The organism is Ruegeria sp. AB5, from assembly GCF_056542645.1.
Map to the genome: position 1 here is coordinate 61379 of NZ_JBQGAE010000016.1, position 17881 is coordinate 79259.

General features: G+C 57.2%; 18 protein-coding genes. 9 read left to right on the forward strand and 9 right to left on the reverse strand.

Going from position 1 to position 17881, the window contains the following annotated elements; genetic code table 11:
• Positions 1-150 precede the first annotated feature (150 nt).
• Complete coding sequence (mutS, locus tag ACR0L4_RS20005; protein ID WP_480514825.1) at positions 151-2760, forward strand: DNA mismatch repair protein MutS; 2610 nt, start codon at positions 151-153, stop codon at positions 2758-2760.
• A gap of 31 nt (positions 2761-2791) precedes the next feature.
• Here mutS and ACR0L4_RS20010 read toward each other — a convergent pair whose 3' ends face one another.
• Both ACR0L4_RS20010 and hrcA read right to left on the reverse strand, forming a co-directional pair.
• Positions 2792-3355: a nucleotide exchange factor GrpE gene (locus ACR0L4_RS20010; RefSeq protein WP_480514793.1), complete on the reverse strand. Its 564-nt coding sequence runs from the start codon at positions 3353-3355 to the stop codon at positions 2792-2794.
• A gap of 10 nt (positions 3356-3365) precedes the next feature.
• On the reverse strand, positions 3366-4430 hold the full coding sequence (hrcA, locus tag ACR0L4_RS20015) for a heat-inducible transcriptional repressor HrcA (protein ID WP_480514794.1): 1065 nt from the start codon (positions 4428-4430) through the stop codon (positions 3366-3368).
• Between the two features lie 112 nt (positions 4431-4542).
• Here hrcA and rph point away from each other — a divergent pair, with 112 nt between their 5' ends.
• From rph to ACR0L4_RS20035, 4 genes are read left to right on the forward strand one after another with little or no spacing between them, the layout of a single operon-like run.
• Complete coding sequence (gene rph, locus ACR0L4_RS20020; RefSeq protein ID WP_170412685.1) at positions 4543-5256, forward strand: ribonuclease PH; 714 nt, start codon at positions 4543-4545, stop codon at positions 5254-5256.
• Positions 5253-5867: an RdgB/HAM1 family non-canonical purine NTP pyrophosphatase gene (gene rdgB / locus ACR0L4_RS20025; protein WP_480514795.1), complete on the forward strand. Its 615-nt coding sequence runs from the start codon at positions 5253-5255 to the stop codon at positions 5865-5867. The genes rph and rdgB overlap by 4 nt, the downstream gene beginning before the upstream one ends.
• Complete coding sequence (gene hemW / locus ACR0L4_RS20030; RefSeq protein WP_480514796.1) at positions 5857-7011, forward strand: radical SAM family heme chaperone HemW; 1155 nt, start codon at positions 5857-5859, stop codon at positions 7009-7011. The genes rdgB and hemW overlap by 11 nt, the downstream gene beginning before the upstream one ends.
• A 4-nt stretch (positions 7012-7015) precedes the next feature.
• On the forward strand, positions 7016-7369 hold the full coding sequence (locus tag ACR0L4_RS20035) for a YbaN family protein (protein WP_480514797.1): 354 nt from the start codon (positions 7016-7018) through the stop codon (positions 7367-7369).
• Here ACR0L4_RS20035 and ACR0L4_RS20040 read toward each other — a convergent pair.
• From ACR0L4_RS20040 to ACR0L4_RS20070, 7 genes are all read right to left on the reverse strand, one after another.
• A complete protein-coding gene (locus tag ACR0L4_RS20040) occupies positions 7359-8255 on the reverse strand; it encodes a ParB/RepB/Spo0J family partition protein (protein WP_480514798.1) in 897 nt (298 codons plus the stop codon). The two genes, ACR0L4_RS20035 and ACR0L4_RS20040, sit on opposite strands and share 11 nt — an antisense overlap.
• A 20-nt stretch (positions 8256-8275) precedes the next feature.
• Positions 8276-9079 (reverse strand): ParA family protein, encoded by an 804-nt coding sequence (locus ACR0L4_RS20045; RefSeq protein ID WP_480514799.1) that lies wholly within the window; start codon positions 9077-9079, stop codon positions 8276-8278.
• A complete protein-coding gene (gene rsmG, locus ACR0L4_RS20050) occupies positions 9072-9689 on the reverse strand; it encodes a 16S rRNA (guanine(527)-N(7))-methyltransferase RsmG (RefSeq protein WP_480514826.1) in 618 nt (205 codons plus the stop codon). The genes ACR0L4_RS20045 and rsmG overlap by 8 nt, the downstream gene beginning before the upstream one ends.
• A complete protein-coding gene (gene mnmG, locus ACR0L4_RS20055) occupies positions 9689-11557 on the reverse strand; it encodes a tRNA uridine-5-carboxymethylaminomethyl(34) synthesis enzyme MnmG (protein WP_480514800.1) in 1869 nt (622 codons plus the stop codon). Before mnmG ends, rsmG begins: the two co-directional genes overlap by 1 nt.
• A 12-nt stretch (positions 11558-11569) precedes the next feature.
• A complete protein-coding gene (gene mnmE, locus ACR0L4_RS20060) occupies positions 11570-12856 on the reverse strand; it encodes a tRNA uridine-5-carboxymethylaminomethyl(34) synthesis GTPase MnmE (protein WP_480514801.1) in 1287 nt (428 codons plus the stop codon).
• 31 nt (positions 12857-12887) lie between these two features.
• Positions 12888-14159, reverse strand: coding sequence for a transcription termination factor Rho (rho, locus tag ACR0L4_RS20065; RefSeq protein ID WP_480514802.1), 1272 nt, complete (start codon positions 14157-14159; stop codon positions 12888-12890).
• Positions 14160-14280: 121 nt separating this feature from the next.
• Positions 14281-14730, reverse strand: a complete 450-nt coding sequence (locus ACR0L4_RS20070) for a CopD family protein (RefSeq protein ID WP_170752042.1) — start codon at positions 14728-14730, stop codon at positions 14281-14283.
• Positions 14731-15134: 404 nt separating this feature from the next.
• Between ACR0L4_RS20070 and ACR0L4_RS20075 the strand changes: the two genes are divergently transcribed.
• From ACR0L4_RS20075 to dnaQ, 4 genes are read left to right on the forward strand one after another with little or no spacing between them, the layout of a single operon-like run.
• Positions 15135-15734 carry a Maf family protein gene (locus ACR0L4_RS20075; RefSeq protein ID WP_480514803.1) on the forward strand — a complete coding sequence of 200 codons (600 nt, stop codon included), beginning with the start codon at positions 15135-15137 and terminating at the stop codon, positions 15732-15734.
• Complete coding sequence (locus ACR0L4_RS20080) at positions 15731-16564, forward strand: shikimate dehydrogenase (protein ID WP_170752038.1); 834 nt, start codon at positions 15731-15733, stop codon at positions 16562-16564. Before ACR0L4_RS20075 ends, ACR0L4_RS20080 begins: the two co-directional genes overlap by 4 nt.
• A complete protein-coding gene (coaE, locus tag ACR0L4_RS20085; protein WP_170752036.1) occupies positions 16561-17154 on the forward strand; it encodes a dephospho-CoA kinase in 594 nt (197 codons plus the stop codon). The genes ACR0L4_RS20080 and coaE overlap by 4 nt, the downstream gene beginning before the upstream one ends.
• Positions 17147-17869: a DNA polymerase III subunit epsilon gene (dnaQ, locus tag ACR0L4_RS20090; protein ID WP_480514804.1), complete on the forward strand. Its 723-nt coding sequence runs from the start codon at positions 17147-17149 to the stop codon at positions 17867-17869. Before coaE ends, dnaQ begins: the two co-directional genes overlap by 8 nt.
• Positions 17870-17881 lie beyond the last annotated feature (12 nt).

Here is a 17881-nt window from a genome sequence, read left to right on the forward strand (position 1 = left end):
ATTTCCATTGGTTCAGGGCCTTTGCGTTCTAGCGCAGGCGGGGATGCGTCTCAACGACAATACGTTTTCACCTTTCGTCGCCGTTGGGGGATTTGTAAGGTCGCCAGCGGAATACGCCAGAAGGGGGCCGCCTTGTCCACAGTCACGCCGATGATGGCGCAATATCTCGAAATCAAAGAGGCCCATGCCGACGCCCTTCTGTTTTACCGGATGGGCGATTTCTACGAGATGTTTTTCGAGGATGCCGTCAACGCCGCCGAGGCGCTGGACATCGCCCTGACCAAACGCGGCAAACACAATGGCGACGATATCCCGATGTGCGGTGTGCCGGTTCATGCCGCCGAAGGATACCTGCTGACGCTGATCCGCAAGGGCTTTCGCGTGGCCGTTTGCGAACAGATGGAAAGCCCGGCTGAGGCGAAGAAAAGAGGCTCTAAATCAGTGGTAAAGCGCGGTGTTGTCCGGTTGGTGACACCCGGAACGCTGACCGAAGACGCGCTGCTTGAGGCGCGCCGTCATAACTTTCTGGCCTGTTATGCCGAGGTCCGGGATGAGGCGGCGCTGGCCTGGGCCGATATCTCGACCGGGGCGTTTCACGTGATGCCTTTGACATCCGTGCGCCTCAGCCCGGAACTGGCACGGCTGGCCCCATCGGAACTGATCGTGGCAGACGGGTCCGAGCAAGCCTTGCACGAACCCACCCGAGATCTGGGCATATCCCTGACCCCCATCGGACGCGCCAGTTTCGACAGCACGGCGGCGGAAAAACGCATCTGCGCCCTGTTTCACGTCGGCGCGCTGGATGCGTTTGGCAATTTCGGCCGGGCCGAGGTGTCGGCAATGGGCGCGTTAATTGATTATTTGGAGATTACGCAAAAGGGCAAATTGCCCCTGCTGCAAACGCCGTTAAAGGAATCCGAAGACCGCGTGGTGCAGATCGACGCCGCCACGCGCCGCAATCTGGAGCTGACCCGATCCCTGTCCGGGGGCCGGGCCGGATCGCTGTTGTCGGTGGTCGACCGCACCGTGACACCGGGCGGCGCGCGGCTGTTGGAACAACGCTTGTCCAGCCCCTCACGCAATCTGGATGTGATCCACGGGCGGTTGGATGCGGTGAGTTTCGCGGCTGAGGACAGCCTGATCGGCCAGGATCTGCGTGATGCCCTGCGGAAAACCCCCGATCTAGACCGCGCCCTGTCGCGCCTGTCGCTGGAGCGCGGCGGCCCCCGCGATCTGGCCGCCATCCGCAACGGGCTGGCACAGGCCGCAACCATCGCCGAACTTTGCAATACAGGGGATCTGCCGGTCCTGCTGGCCACTGCGGTGCAAAACCTGACGGGCTTTGATGATCTGCTGACCCTGCTGGACGAAGCGCTTGTGGCCGAACCACCCCTGATGGCCCGCGACGGTGGCTTCATCGCCCCCGGCTATGACGCAGAACTGGATGAGGCGCGCACCCTGCGCGACGAGGGCCGTTCAGTCATTGCCGGGTTTCAACAGAAATATTCCGAACACACCGGCATCACCTCGCTAAAGATCAAGCATAACAACGTGCTGGGCTATTTCATCGAAACCACGGCCACCCATGCCGAAAAGATGCTGAATCCACCGTTTTCCGAGACCTATATCCACCGCCAGACCACGGCCAATCAGGTGCGGTTCACCACCGTCGAACTCTCCGAGATCGAGACCCGTATCCTGAATGCAGGCAATCATGCTTTGGAGATCGAAAAGCGGCTCTATCAAAGGCTGTCTGACGAGATTCTCGCCCTCGCCGCGCAGCTGAACCAGGCTGCGCGCGGGCTGGCCGAGCTTGACCTGACCACCGCGCTGGCCGATCTGGCACGGGGCGAGAACTGGTGTCGCCCGCAGGTCGATGCCTCGCGCGCCTTTGAAATTCAGGGCGGGCGACATCCGGTGGTCGAGCACGCGCTGCGCCAGCAAAGCGGCGATGCTTTTATCGCCAATGATTGCGACCTCAGCGCAGATACTGGCGCGGCCATCTGGCTGCTGACCGGCCCGAACATGGCCGGTAAATCAACTTTCCTGCGGCAAAACGCGCTGATCGCCCTGCTTGCACAGATGGGCAGCTATGTTCCCGCCGAACAGGCCCATATCGGGGTGGTCAGCCAGTTGTTCAGCCGCGTCGGGGCATCTGACGATCTGGCGCGCGGGCGGTCGACCTTTATGGTGGAGATGGTTGAAACCGCCGCCATTTTGAATCAGGCTGATGACCGCGCGCTGGTGATCCTGGATGAAATCGGCCGTGGAACAGCGACTTATGACGGTCTTTCCATCGCCTGGGCCACGCTGGAACATCTGCATGCCGCCAATAAATGCCGCGCGCTGTTTGCCACGCATTATCACGAGCTGACCGCGCTGGCCGGAAATCTGGAAGGCGTCGACAACGCCACCGTTGCGGTCAAGGAATGGGAGGGCGAGGTGATCTTTCTGCACGAGGTTCACAAAGGCGCCGCGGATCGGTCCTATGGGGTTCAGGTGGCGCAACTGGCTGGCCTGCCGGCATCCGTAGTCGACCGTGCCCGCGTCGTGTTGGATCAGCTTGAGAAAACCGAACGCGAAGGAGGCAAGCAAAAGGCGCTGATCGACGACCTGCCGCTGTTCTCGGCTGCCCCGCCGCCGCCGCCGCCAAAAACCTCACCCGTTGTGGATATGCTGGGTGAGATCCTGCCGGATGAGCTGAGCCCGCGTGAGGCTTTGGACCTGATCTATAAATTGAAAGAGGCGGCCAAATCCTGACCGCCTCAAAACTTATTGATATCTTAGGTGCTTAGCTGGCAGGCGTCGAAGACACACCAACCTGCGCGGGGCGCAACAGTCGGTCGTACAGCATGAACCCTTCGGCCGAGACCTGAATGATGTCACCGGCGCGGGTTCCCGGCACGGGGGCCTCGAACATCGCCTCATGCACATTGGGGTCAAACCGCTCGCCAACTTCGGGCGTGATCACCTGAATTCCGTGTTTCTGAAATACGTCTTTCAGCGCGCGCATGGTCAGCTCGACACCTTCCAGTAGCGCACCTGCGACCTCTTTCTGCTCATCCGTAGCGGCCTCAAGCGCGCGTTTCATGTTGTCGTAGACCGGCAGCATGTCGCGGGCCAGCTTGGACCCACCATATTGTTCAGCATCGCGCCGCGCCTTGTCGCCACGCTTGCGCGCGTTTTCCGCATCGGCCAGCGCGCGAATGAACTTGTCTTTGTAATCGTCGCGTTCGGCGCGCAGCTCATCCAGCTCCAGCGCTTCTTCGCTGATCTCTGCAAATTCATCAGCCAGCTCTTCAGCCTCGGCCGTTGCGATATCGTCCAGAAAATCTTCGTTCTTGGGCTCTGCCATCTCTTACCCTCTAGCTCCGGTCGGATATCAGTTTGCCGACCAGTTGCGCCGTATAATCCACGATCGGCACGATCCGTCCATAGTTCAGACGCGTGGGCCCGATGACCCCAACCGCACCGATTATCTTACGATCAGCGTTCATATATGGAGAGACCACCAAAGAGGAACCCGAAAGTGAGAAAAGTTTGTTCTCAGAGCCGATAAAAATGCGCACACCCTCGCCTTCTTCGGTCAATTCCAGAAATTCGGCGATGTCGCGCTTGCGTTCCAGGTCGTCAAACAGGGTGCGAATGCGCTCCAATTCGTCGGCTTCACCCGGTTCACCCAGCAGATTCGCCCGCCCACGCACGATCAAACGGGCCGAGTCGCCGTCATCGCCGTCCCACGCGGCCATACCGCTGTCGACCATTTCACGGGCCAGCACGTCAATTTCCTGTTTACGCGCATCGATCTGGGTCAGCATCTGACGGCGAACCTCGCTGATGGTGCGGCCCTCGATCAGTGCGTTCAGGAAATTCGCCGCTTCGCGCATCGAGCTGGGCGTTTGCCCCGGCGGCGGCGTAAACAGCCGGTTTTCGACCTGACCGTCGGAAAATACCAAAACCACCAGGGCCCGGTCATGGCCCAGCGACACGAACTCGATATGTTTGATTTCCGCCTCGTGTTTCGGCGTCAAGACCAGCGAGGCGCCTTGTGTCACGTGTGACAAAGCCGAACCCACTCGGTCCAGCATCCCGCCAACATCCCCCGCGTTAGAGCCTAATGTGTCATCCAGTTTCTGCCGGTCATCCGCGCCCAGATCGCCAACCTCTAGCAATCCGTCGACAAACATCCGCAGCCCCTGCTGCGTGGGAATCCGACCGGCACTGACATGGGGGCTGTCGAGCAGGCCCAGAAACTCAAGATCCTGCATCACATTACGCACCGTTGCGGCGCTGACTTTTTCCGACAAGGTGCGCGTCAGGGTACGGCTGCCCACAGGCTCACCGCTGTCCAAATAGCTTTCGACGATCAGCCGGAACACCTCACGCGACCGGTCATTCATCTCATTCAGAATTTTGCTTGCGTCACTCATCGGCAATCCTCTGCTGGAGGGTCATTAAATAGCAGGTGCGCGAAAGGTCAATCAGGGTTGCATCCTGACGCTGCGGGGCGGTATCCCCAAACCAGCAAACAAAGGAATTCCCATGCGACCCTCAGGACGTGATCTAAACGAAATGCGCGCCGTTTCCATCGAAACGGGATTCACCAAACATGCCGAAGGTTCCTGCCTGATCAAGATGGGCGACACCCATGTGCTGTGCACCGCCACGATCGAGGATCGCGTGCCCCCGTTCATTAAGGGCTCGGGCCTGGGTTGGGTCACTGCGGAATACGGCATGCTGCCCCGCGCGACCAACACGCGGATGCGGCGCGAGGCGGCATCGGGCAAGCAAGGCGGTCGTACAGTGGAAATTCAGCGCCTTATTGGCCGTGCCCTGCGCGCCGGTGTGGATCGGGTTGCCCTGGGTGAACGTCAGATCACCGTCGACTGTGACGTGATCCAGGCCGATGGCGGCACCCGCTGCGCCTCGATCACCGGCGGCTGGGTTGCGCTGCGTCTGGCGGTGAACAAGCTGATGAAGGCAGGCGACGTGATTTCCGACCCGCTGGTCGATCCGGTTGCTGCCGTTTCTTGCGGTATCTACGCCGGTCAGCCGGTGCTGGATCTGGATTACCCCGAAGACAGCGAAGCGGGCGTCGACGGCAATTTCATCATGACTGGCTCGGGCAAATTGATCGAAGTGCAGATGAGCGCCGAAGGCTCGGTCTTTAGCCGCGCCCAAATGGATCAACTGATGGATCTGGCGGAAAAAGGCGTGGGTGAGCTGGCTGCCGCGCAAAAGGCCGCCACCGCATGACCCGCAAGTTCGACGGCGACCGGCTGCTGGTGGCCACGCATAACAAAGGCAAGCTTGAGGAGGTGGCACATCTGCTTGAGCCTTTTGGCGTCACCGTCATCGGCGCCGCCGACATGGACCTGCCCGAACCAGACGAGACCGAGGATACATTCGTCGGCAATGCCCGGATCAAGGCCCATGCCGCCGCCAAGGCGACCGGCCTGCCTGCGCTGTCGGACGATTCCGGGATCACCATCGACGCACTAAACGGTGCGCCCGGCGTCTATACCGCCGATTGGGCAGAAACCGGCAATGGCCGCGATTTCCTGATGGCGATGACCCGCGCGCACACTGAGCTGGAGGCGAAGAACGCCCCTCACCCCCGCACCGCGCAATTCCGTTGCACGCTGGTACTGGCTTGGCCCGACGGCCATGACGAGGTGTTCGAAGGCATCGCCCCCGGCCATCTGGTCTGGCCCATTCGCGGCGCCGACGGGTTCGGCTATGACCCGATGTTTGTCCCCGACGGCCATGACATCACCTTTGCGCAGATGGATCGCTGGGAAAAGAACAAGATCAGCCATCGCGGTCGCGCGGTTGAGATGTTCGTGAAAGGCTGCTTTGGCGGATGATTGGCGCAACGGGGGCTTTGGCCTGTATGTGCATTGGCCCTTTTGCGAGGCCAAGTGCCCCTATTGCGATTTCAACAGCCATGTTTCCCGTGAAATCGATCAAAAACAATGGCTTGACGCCTATCTGACCGAGCTGCACCGCAGCGCCGCCGAAACCCCCGACCGTGTTCTGAACACGATCTTTTTTGGTGGCGGCACCCCGTCTTTGATGGATCCCGAAACGGTTGCGGCTGTGATCGATGAGGCGCGCGCGCTCTGGCGTCCGGCCAACGATATGGAAATCACGCTTGAGGCCAATCCGGGCTCGGTCGAGGCAGGCCGGTTCGCGGCCTATCGGGACGCGGGCGTCAACCGTATCTCGATGGGGGTGCAGGCGTTGAATGATGACGATCTGCGCCGGTTGGGTCGCATTCACACGGTTTCCGAGGCGCGTGCGGCCTTTGACATCGCCCGTCATTGTTTCGACCGCGTCAGCTTTGACCTGATCTATGCACGGCAACATCAGACGCTGGACGCCTGGCGTTCCGAGCTGACTGAGGCTCTGTCGATGGCCGTCGATCACCTCTCGCTGTACCAGTTGACCATCGAAGAAGGGACCGCCTTTGGCGACCGCTATGCCGTTGGAAAGTTGCGCGGCCTGCCCCTGGATGACAGCGCCGCCGATATGTATCTGACCACGCAAGATATTTGCGAGGCGCACGGCCTGCCCGCCTATGAGGTATCGAACCACGCCCGCCCCGGCGCGGAATCGCAGCACAACCTGATCTATTGGCGCTATGGCGACTACTTGGGCATCGGACCGGGCGCCCATGGGCGGATCACCGTCAACGGTCAGAAAGTCGCAACCGAAACCTACCTGTCACCCAATGGTTGGCTGACGGCGGCGCAACACGGATCGGGCGAGAAGAACCGCACTGTGCTTTCGGCCCGAGATCAGGGCAAAGAATACCTTATGATGTGTATGAGGATAATGGAAGGACTAGATATAGATAGATTTAGATCTCTGTCTGGAATGCAGCTAGAGCAATCCAGACTGGACCATCTCTCGCAAATCGGGATGATATCTCAGGACGCCAGCCGCCTTGTCGCCACCAAAGACGGACGCGCCGTGTTAAACGCGGTCATCCGAGAGCTGTTGGATTAAGCATATGCGGTATCTTTGGGCCGGTCTCGGAGTTCTATGCGTGGCGCTGGCCATGATCGGCGTCGTCCTGCCGTTGCTCCCAACCGTTCCATTCCTGATTCTTGCAGCTTTCCTTTTCGCCAGATCATCATCCCGGCTACATACTTGGCTGATGACCCACCGCCTGTTCGGCCCCATGATCGAAGATTGGCAGCGGTCCGGTGCCATTCGGCCGGTGGCCAAAAAGGCAGCAACCGTTTCGATCGCTGCCGTATTCGGGATTTCAATCTTGATGTCCGTGCCATCCCATGTCCTGATCATTCAGGCCGTTGTTCTGGGCGGAGTGCTGATCTTTATCTGGACCCGGCCTAACGGCTGAGTTTTGCACAAAGATCGTCCAACTGGTCAAGGTTTTCATAAGTCAAAACAACTTGCCCCGACTCTGTACCTGGCTTGTGATTGATTGACACTTTCATCGCAAGTATCGCCGACAGGTCTTTTTCGAGAGCCCGCGTATCCGCGTCCTTGCCCACATGCAGGTTTCGCGACTTTGGGGCCGGACGTTCCGTTTCACCCTGTTGCTGCTTTTTAACCAAGGCCTCGGTCGCGCGAACGGACAATCCATCTTTGACAACCCGCTTCGCGAGGTCCGACGGGTCTTCGGCCGTGATCAACGCCCTTGCATGTCCTGCGGACAATTTACCCTCGATAACCAGAGCCTGAACATCCATCGGCAGAGACAACAGGCGCAATAGATTCGCAATGTGACTGCGGCTTTTGCCCAGGGCCTCGGCCAGCTTTTCCTGCGTATGTCCAAACCGGTCCATCAACTGCTTGAATCCCGCAGCCTCTTCAACCGCGTTTAGGTCTGCCCTTTGTATGTTTTCGATAATTGCAACTTCCAGGACTTCGGTGTCATCGAATTCACGAATAATAACAGGAATATCATGCAGTTGCGCCATCTGCGCCGCGCGCCAACGACGCTCGCCCGCGACGATTTCATACGCACCATCACCGATTGAACGCACGATCAACGGCTGAATAATGCCCTTTTCCTTGACCGAAGACGCCAATTCATCCAGTTGTTCCGGTTGAAACGTCCGGCGCGGCTGGTTTGGATTGGCCCGCAGCTTTTCAATCGGGACTGTCATGTCGGGCCGACGAGGCTCAGCCGTCATGCGGCCGTCTGTTTCCTGAGTGACATCAGCCATCAGTGCGGACAATCCGCGTCCCAGACCTCTGGGTTTTGCTTTTTTGGCGCTCATGTCGCCCTCCTCACTGCCGCTTATGCGGCGACTTTATTATTCTTTTGCATGACTTCGCGGGCCAGGTGTCGATACGCCATCGCCCCAAGCGAACCAGAGTCATATTGCAGAACCGGCAACGCATAAGACGGAGCCTCACTGACCCGCACATTTCTGGGTATCTTGGTTTTAAAGACCATCTCACCCAGATTGTCACGCGCATCTTTTTCGACCTGACGGGACAAGTTGTTGCGGTTGTCATACATGGTCAACACAACACCTTCGATTCTAAGGTCTGGGTTTGCAGTTTGACGAACCTCTCGGATCGTCAACATAAGCTGCGAAAGACCTTCCAGGGCAAAGAACTCACTTTGAAGCGGAACAAGGACCGAATGCGCAGCAACCATGGCGTTCACTGTCAGCAGATTCAAAGATGGAGGGCAGTCAATCAGGACGAAATCCAACTCGAAACTGTCGATCGAAGTCTGCCTTAGGGCGTCATGCAGCAAATAGCTGCGTTTTTCATTTGAAATCAGTTCGATATCAGCAGAACTCAGGTCAACGGTTGCCGGAACGACGAACAGGCCCTCGATCTCGGTCTCCTGTACAACCGCTTCCAAAGGTGCATCGTCAAGGATCAGGTCATAGGTCGTCCAATCCCGATCCTCAACGCCCAATCCGGTGGATGCATTCCCCTGAGGATCGAGGTCCACAACCAGAACCCGGCATCCGGCCTCGGCCAAACCCGCCGCAAGATTGATCGCCGTTGTGGTCTTTCCAACTCCGCCCTTCTGATTGGCAACCGCAATTATCCGAGGCCCGGAAGGACGAGACAGATCAACCACGTGATACTCCTTTGATCTTAAGGATGACAGCCTGGGGTTCAGTTAAACTTGTAATCGGCTCGACGTCGAAATTCCATTCTTCCTGTGCATCGGCCAACTCTTTTTTCCAGTTCGCGCCTTTCGGCAACAAAGCAGTTCCGGAGTCGCCTAAATGTCTGTTACAAAAAGATAAAAGCGTTTTTAGGTCGGCCAGCGCCCGGGCCGAGACAATATCAGCCCCCAAGGGATCAATGCGTTCGATCCGCATGGAAATGACGGAGCACTTCACCCCGCATTCACGTGCGACATTGCGGAGAAACGCGGACTTTCTTTGGTCGCTTTCTACGAACTGAAATTGGCTTTCCGGCGCCTGTTCAAGCGCCATGATGGCGCAAACCATTCCAGGAAACCCGCCTCCGCTGCCAAGATCTACCCATGTTTCGAACGAATCCGCACAGCGGAATACCTGCACGGAATCCAGAATATGACGACTCCAGATCTCCTCCAGGCTGTTTCGCGAGACCAAATTAATTCTTGGATTCCAGCGCTTCACCAATCCGACATAGGTATCGAGTCGTTCGAATGTTTCACGTGAAACATCAAGTGCATCGAGGTCTGGGATTTCAGACATCATGCCTGCCGCGCCCTTTGGTCACGACGAAGCTTCGCCAATACCAGTGTCAGCGCTGCCGGTGTAACCCCCTCAACCCGGCTTGCTTGCGCGATATTCGCAGGCTTCGCGCGTGAGAGCTTTTGTTTCATCTCAGACGAAAGCCCCTCCAACAAGAAATAGTCGAATTCGCGCGGGATCTCATAGCTTTCATCTCGCTTCATCGCATCAACATCACGCTGTTGCCGTGCAATGTAGTTTGCGTAAAGCGCGTCCCTTGCAATTTGCAGTCTGATATCCGGCTCGACATCACCGAGATCGGGGATCAAAGGCAATAGATCGTCAAAAACAACATCCGGAAAGGCGAGAATAGCCATCCCGTCTCGCCGATTCCCATCCTGATTGACGGTTATTCCAGCTGCCCGAACCTCTTTCGGCGTAAAAGTCCGATCCGTCAATTGCGATTTGGCGGCATTCAACTTGGCGACCTTGTTCTCGAAATGGGCACGCCGCACCCCTCCGACACATCCCAGCGTCAACCCCAGTGGGGTCAAACGTTGGTCTGCGTTGTCAGCGCGCAGGGACAACCTGAACTCTGCACGAGACGTAAACATACGATAAGGTTCAGCAACACCGCGCGTCGTCAGATCATCAATCATGACGCCAATATAACTGTCCGCCCGTGTGAAATGTACTGGTTCACCGCCCCGAACCTCCATCGCTGCGTTGAGACCGGCAACCATACCCTGAGCAGCAGCTTCCTCATATCCTGTGGTCCCGTTGATCTGACCAGCCAGATACAGGCCGGGAATTTCGGGCAAGGATAGCGATGCAGTCAGCACACGAGGATCGACGTAGTCGTATTCAATAGCGTAGCCAGGTTGAATAATTTCCGCCTGTTCTAGCCCTTTGATCGACCGAACATAGTCCTGCTGTACGTCCTGCGGCAAAGACGTTGAAATCCCGTTGGGGTAAATCGTGTGATCGTTCACGCCTTCGGGTTCAAGAAAGATTTGATGAGATTCTTTCTCGGCAAAACGGACGATTTTATCTTCAATTGATGGGCAATAGCGCGGTCCAACACCGTCTATGTGCCCACCATACATCGCCGATTTGCTCAAGTTTCTTTCTATGATCTCATGGGTGTGTGCATTCGTATGGGTGATACCGCACCAGATCTGGGGTGCGACAACCGATGTGGACAGGAATGAAAACAGGGTTGGTTCGTCATCTCCATTCTGCCGATCCAGATCCGACCAATCAATGGTGCGACCATCCAGCCGGGGTGGCGTACCAGTTTTTAGCCGCCCAGTGGGCAGATTGTAACTGTCCAGCCGTTCAGCCAGTTTGACAGATGGCTTGTCCCCCATTCGGCCACCAGGGCGCGATACGTCACCAATATGAATGACCCCGCGTAGAAAGGTGCCAGAGGTAAGAATAACGGTCTGCGACCGAACCTCGGCCCCGTCACCCAGCCGCACGCCTGAAACGCGATCCTGATCCATCAGGAAGTCGACAACTTCACCGATAAGAACAGTCAGATTGTTCTGTTTGTCCGTCGCACGTTGCATAGCCGCCCGATACAACGCGCGGTCTGCCTGGGTACGAGGCCCTTGAACAGCGGGCCCTTTTCGACGGTTAAGTAAACGAAACTGAATGCCTGCCTGGTCGGCGACTCGGCCCATCACGCCATCCAATGCGTCAATCTCGCGAACCAGATGGCCTTTTCCCAACCCACCAATGGCAGGGTTGCACGACATAACGCCGATATCTGATGCGGAAAGGGTGACCAAAGCCGTTGATGCACCCATCCGCGCCGCTGCATGCGCCGCTTCAGTCCCAGCGTGACCGGCACCTATGACAAGAACATCGAAGTCTGAATGTTTCACGTGAAACACTCCTTATTTTCCCAGACAGAAGCTTGAGAATATCTCATCCAACAGGTCCTCGACCCCAATTCTTCCCACCAGAGCTTCAAGGGCTCGGACGGCGGTTCGCAACTCTTCTGCTGCAATATCATATAGGTCGGGTCCTGATTCCAAAACTGACATTGCCGCGTCTAGCGCCTTGTTCGCGTTGACCAGCGCCATGCGGTGACGCTCACGCGTGGCAATACCATGGCTAGTGGTACGTTCACTTAGTACACGCGATATGTTGGATATTAGGTGATCGATCCCCTGCCCGGTTTTTCCGGACACCCCGCCTTCATTATTATCCCGTAGGTCGGCTTTTGGAGCAACGCGAATGTCATCCGACCGCATTTCGACGCCAAGATCTACTGTATCGTCAGCTAAAAACACACGCAGGTCTGCGGATTCGGCGCGCTTTTTAGCCAGTGCAATCCCCAGGTTTTCAACATGGTCCTGGGTATCACGCAGTCCGGCAGTATCCAGCAAAGTCACAGGCAGGCCAGCAAGATCCATGCGAACCTCAATCACGTCTCGAGTCGTTCCCGCAAATTCAGACGTGATTGCCGCTTCGCGACCAGCCAGGGCGTTCAACAAAGTGGACTTTCCCGCATTCGGAAGCCCCACAATGGCAACTTCAAACCCGGTTCGGATACGCTCGGCGATTTGCACACCGGCGGCTTCTCGTTGTAAATCTGTCATAACGCCTGAAACAAGGTGACGAACCTCTGGCGTGACATCTGTCGGCACTTCTTCATCTGCAAAGTCAATCACTGCCTCTAGCAGAGATGCAGCTCTGATCAGATCACACCTCCACCGTTCGGCCAAATCTCCGAGCGCCCCTGCAAGAATGGTTTGCGCCTGTTTTCTTTGGGCTTCCGTTTCTGCGTCGATCAGATCGGCCAAACCCTCGACCTGGGTCAGATCCATCTTTCCGTTTTCAAGGGCGCGACGGGTGAACTCTCCCGGATCGGCAAGGCGCAAGCCTTTTACACCCGACAGGCATCGCATAACTGCATTGACCGAGGCGGTGCTGCCGTGGATTTGCAGCTCTGCCACGTCTTCGCCGGTAAAACTGGCTGGCGCCTGAAAGGTCAAAACCAACCCATCATCCAAACGCGATCCCTCATCATCGCGCAATGTCCGAAAAGACATGCCGCGCGATGGCAGGGTCCCGCCGGCCATCCTGGCAGCAGCAGAATGTGCCATGGGGCCCGAGAGGCGGATAACCGCCACCCCTGCCTTGCCTTGCGCGCTGGCCAAGGCGAATATCGTATCCATTCGACCGCCTCGCTTGCGTCAGTGACCCGTGTCAGGTGTTCATCGAATCGAAGAACTCGCCATTCGTTTTCGTCTGCTTCAACTTCGACAGCAGGAACTCGATTGCGTCGGTGGTACCCATCGGGTTCAGGATTCGGCGCAGAACAAAGGTTTTCGCCAGATCGCCCTTGTCGACCAACAGGTCTTCTTTCCGGGTACCGGATTTGAGGATATCAATAGCCGGGAACACGCGTTTGTCTGCGATTTTACGATCCAGAACGATTTCCGAGTTACCGGTGCCTTTGAATTCTTCGAAGATTACTTCGTCCATACGGCTGCCGGTATCGATCAGCGCGGTGGCGATGATGGTCAGTGAGCCGCCCTCTTCAATGTTCCGCGCAGCACCAAAGAATCGTTTAGGCCGTTGTAGAGCATTCGCATCCACACCACCGGTGAGAACTTTACCAGAGGATGGGACCACGGTGTTAAACGCTCTACCAAGTCTTGTGATCGAATCGAGAAGAATAACAACATCTCGTTTATGCTCGACCAAACGCTTGGCTTTTTCGATCACCATTTCCGACACGGCGACGTGGCGCGTTGCAGGTTCGTCAAAGGTCGAAGACACGACCTCACCCTTCACCGAGCGCTGCATGTCGGTCACCTCTTCCGGGCGTTCGTCGATCAGCAGGACGATCAGATAGCACTCAGGATGGTTCTGTTCGATCGAGTGCGCGATGTTCTGCAAAATGACAGTCTTACCGGTCCGCGGCGGCGCGACAATCAGCGATCGCTGGCCTTTACCAATCGGCGAGACAAGATCGATCACACGGGCGGACTTGTCTTTGATGGTGGGATCTTCGATCTCCATCTTCAGACGCTCATCTGGGTACAAAGGCGTCAAGTTGTCGAACAGGATCTTGTGCTTGGCCTTCTCAGGGTCTTCAAAGTTGATCTTTGTAACTTTGATCAGCGCGAAATAGCGTTCGTTCTCATCCGGGGCCTTGATCTCACCTTCAACGGTATCCCCTGTTCGCAGCGAATGCAGACGGATCATATCGGGCGAGACATAGATATCGTCCGGACCCGGCAGATAGTTCGCCTCGGGTGAGCGCAGGAAACCGAACCCGTCCTGCAGGACCTCAAGCACGCCATCGCCGCCGACAGTCCAGCCTTCATCCGCGCGTTCGCGCAGGATCTGGAACATCATCTCGCCTTTTCGCATGGTCGAGGCGTTTTCGATTTCCAGTTCTTCGGCCATCGCCAGAAGGTCTTTGGGGCTTTTGGCCTTCAGATCGGCCAGATTCAGGGATTCAGTGGACATGATACATACCTTCACCGCGACGGGACGGCTCGAAGTTGAATTTCAGTGCGGAAAATACGCCGCCCGGACGGGCGTGTTGTCCCCTACATAAGGGTGACCGGTCCCGGAGTCAAACGGGCGCTCAGAACTTCAGAATGACCGCCAGAACGATAACAACCATCAAAACAGTCGGAACCTCGTTCATCATGCGATACTGCCGCCCAGTGAGCTTGTTTCGGCCCTCAAGGAAGTCCTTGCGCCGTGCCGTCAGCCAATAGTGAAACCAGGTCATTCCGATCACGGCCGCACCTTTGAGCCAGGGCCAAACAAAATCCCAACCGACAATGCCCGGTGTGAACACCATGATCAGACCACACACCCAGGCCACGATCATCGCTGGGCGCATGATTACCCGCAGCAGTTTTTCCTCCATTTCAAAGAAGATCTGTTGTGCACTATCGACAGCTTGCGCCTTCTCGACGTGATAGACGAACAAGCGTGGCAAATAGAACAGGCCGGCCATCCACGAGATCACGGCCATGATATGGAGCGACTTTACCCATGGGTAGATCGTGAACAGCAGATCAGTCATTTCAGCTCCGGTCATTGCTCGGAACTCTCCCTAATAAAAAATGGAGAAAGAAGAAAGGAAGATGGTTTTGTAGGAACATCAATTTCAGTGGATTACTTTTTTAACCCGTAGTTTTCCCCAGGTGGACAGTTTTTCCTGAACTGAATCTTATTCTGTGGAGTCCTGTTTTATCCTTTTTAAAACAATACTTTACGTAGATGTTCTTTTGGCTGAACTGGGGATAAGTTGCTGAGTATCTGCTGGATTCCCAGTTTTCCATGGTCTTCGACTTATCCTTGTCCCGATTGGATCGAATTCGAGCGACTCGGGGAAGTATTGCTCAGTTTTCTCGGGCTTGCGTGTCGATCTGAAAACCATACAAAGCGTCCTAGAACGCTCAACGATTTGCACACGGGGTTGTCCACATGTCTGTCCCCATCATCCTGGCCTCTGGCTCTTCTATCCGCGCGCAGTTGCTGGAAAAGGCTGGCGTGCCGTTTTCAGTTCGAGCCGCGCGCGTGGACGAGGATACCATGAAACGCGCATTGCTGGCCGAAGGCGCCCCGCCGCGCGACATCGCCGATGCTTTGGCCGCGATGAAGGCCCGCAAGGTCAGCGACAAATCCCCGGGCGCGATGGTGCTGGGATGCGATCAGGTGCTGGATTTCGAGGGGCATTTGCTGTCAAAGCCCGAAACACCCGAAGACGCATTGACGCAGCTTAGGACGATGCGTGGAAAACGGCACATGCTGTTGTCTGCCGCAGTGATCTATCAGGACGGTGAGCCGATCTGGCGGCATGTCGGACAAGTGCGCCTACGGATGCGTATGAGTTCGGACGCCTATCTGCGGGATTACGTCCACCGGAACTGGGACAGCATTCGCCATGCGGTTGGGGCCTACAAGCTGGAAGAAGAAGGCGTGCGCCTCTTCGCCACCATTGACGGCGACTATTTTAACGTTTTGGGTATGCCCTTGTTGGAGCTGCTCAATTATCTGGCCGTCAAAGGGGCGATCGATCAATGACCGACTATCGGATTCCTCTGGCCGGGGTGATCGGGCATCCGATCGGGCATTCCCGATCTCCCAAGTTGCATGGGCATTGGCTGAAAACCTACGGGTTGGCAGGGCACTATATTCCGATGGATGTGGCCCCGGCTGATCTTGAGACCGTGTTGCGCACCCTGCCCAAGGCCGGGTTTGTGGGGGCGAACGTCACGGTGCCCCATAAAGAAGCTACTTTGCGGATCGCTGATCACATCTCTGACCGGGCAACGGTCATTGGGGCGGCCAACACATTGGTGTTCCGCGAAGATGGCTCGATCCACGCCGACAACACCGATGGCTACGGGTTCATGGAAAACCTGCGCAGCGGTGCGCCGGACTGGAACCCCTCGGATGGTCCGGCGGTGGTGTTTGGCGCTGGCGGCGCGGCGCGGGCAGTATTGCAGGCGTTGGCGGATGCGGGCGTGCCCGAGATCCTGCTGACCAACCGCACACGTGCCCGCGCAGATCATCTGAAAGAGGAATTCGGTCAGCGCATCATCGTGGTGGATTGGGTACAGGCCGGAAACGTGATCGAAAACGCCGAACTTGTCGTCAATACGACGTCGCTGGGAATGCAGGGCCAGCCAGAGCTGCGGGTGCCATTGGACGGGTTGCAGCCCGGCTCAGTCGTGACCGATCTGGTTTACGCCCCCCTCAAGACAAACCTGCTGAAAACGGCTGAAGAGGCCGGGTGCACCACCGTCGATGGGTTGGGCATGTTGCTGCACCAGGCCGTTCCTGGCTTTGAGCGCTGGTTCGGCTTGCGGCCCGAGGTTGATGCAGAAACTCGTGCGGCGGCGCTGGCATGAGCTTTGCGCTTGGTCTGACCGGTTCGATCGGGATGGGCAAAAGCACCACGGCGCAGATGTTCATCGCAGAAGGCTGCGCGCTGTGGGATGCGGATGCGGCTGTGCATCGTCTCTATGCACCCGGTGGAGCGGCGGTTGAGCCGATACGCACGGCGTTTCCCGCCGCGATTGTCGATGGGGCCGTGAGCCGTGGGGCATTGAAACGGATTATCTCCGAAGACAGTTCCGCGTTAAAACAGATCGAGGGGATCGTTCACCCTCTGGTCGCCGCAGATCGCGCCGCGTTTCGCGAAAATGCCTCGACTGATATTCTGGTGTTCGACATCCCTTTATTGTTTGAAACGGGCGGTGACGCGGCGATGGATGCGGTTGTCTGCGTTTCCATTCCCGATGACGAGCAAATGCGTCGCGTCATGGCGCGTGGTACGATGACCGAAGCGCAATTCGAACAAATCCGAGCCAACCAGATGCCAAACGGTGAAAAATGTGCGCGGTCGGATTTTGTGATCGTGACGGATACGCTGGACCATGCCCGCGCACAGGTGCAGGATGTGGTCAGGCAGATACGGGCGGGGCTGGCCGATGCGTGAGATTGTACTGGATACCGAAACCACCGGATTCGACCCCGAAAGCGGCGACCGGATCGTCGAGATTGGCGCGGTCGAGCTGTGGAACCACGTCGCCACGGGCGAAACCTACCATGTCTATATCAACCCGGAACGGTCCATGCCCGAAGAAGCGTTTGGTGTCCACGGCATCGGCCCGGACCTGCTGGAAGCCCCGCGCCCGCCGGAAAAGGGTGAGGTGACGCTGAAAGACAAGCCGGTTTTTGCCAAGGTGGGTCAAGGGTTCAGGGATTTCGTTGGCGAAGCCAAGTTGGTGATCCACAACGCATCCTTTGATATGAAGTTTTTGAACGCAGAGCTGAAATGGATGGGACTGCCGCCAATCCCGATGGAACAGGCACTGGACACGCTTGCCATTGCGCGTAAGCGGTTTCCGGGTTCGCCGGCCTCTTTGGATGCGCTTTGCCGCCGATTCAACATCGACAATTCGAACCGCGTTCTGCACGGCGCGCTGTTGGACTCGGAAATCTTGGCCGAAGTATATCTGGAACTGATCGGTGGTCGACAACCGGATTTCGGCTTGTCCACTTCGGCCGCTTTGGGCGCAGGTGGTGCCGATGACTGGCGCCCCGCACCGCGTGCAACCCAACTGCCGTCTCGGATCACCGAGGAAGAACGCGCAGCCCATCAGGGGTTTGTGGAAAAACTGGGTGAAAACGCCCTGTGGACCCGCACCTGACCTTGTCAGGTG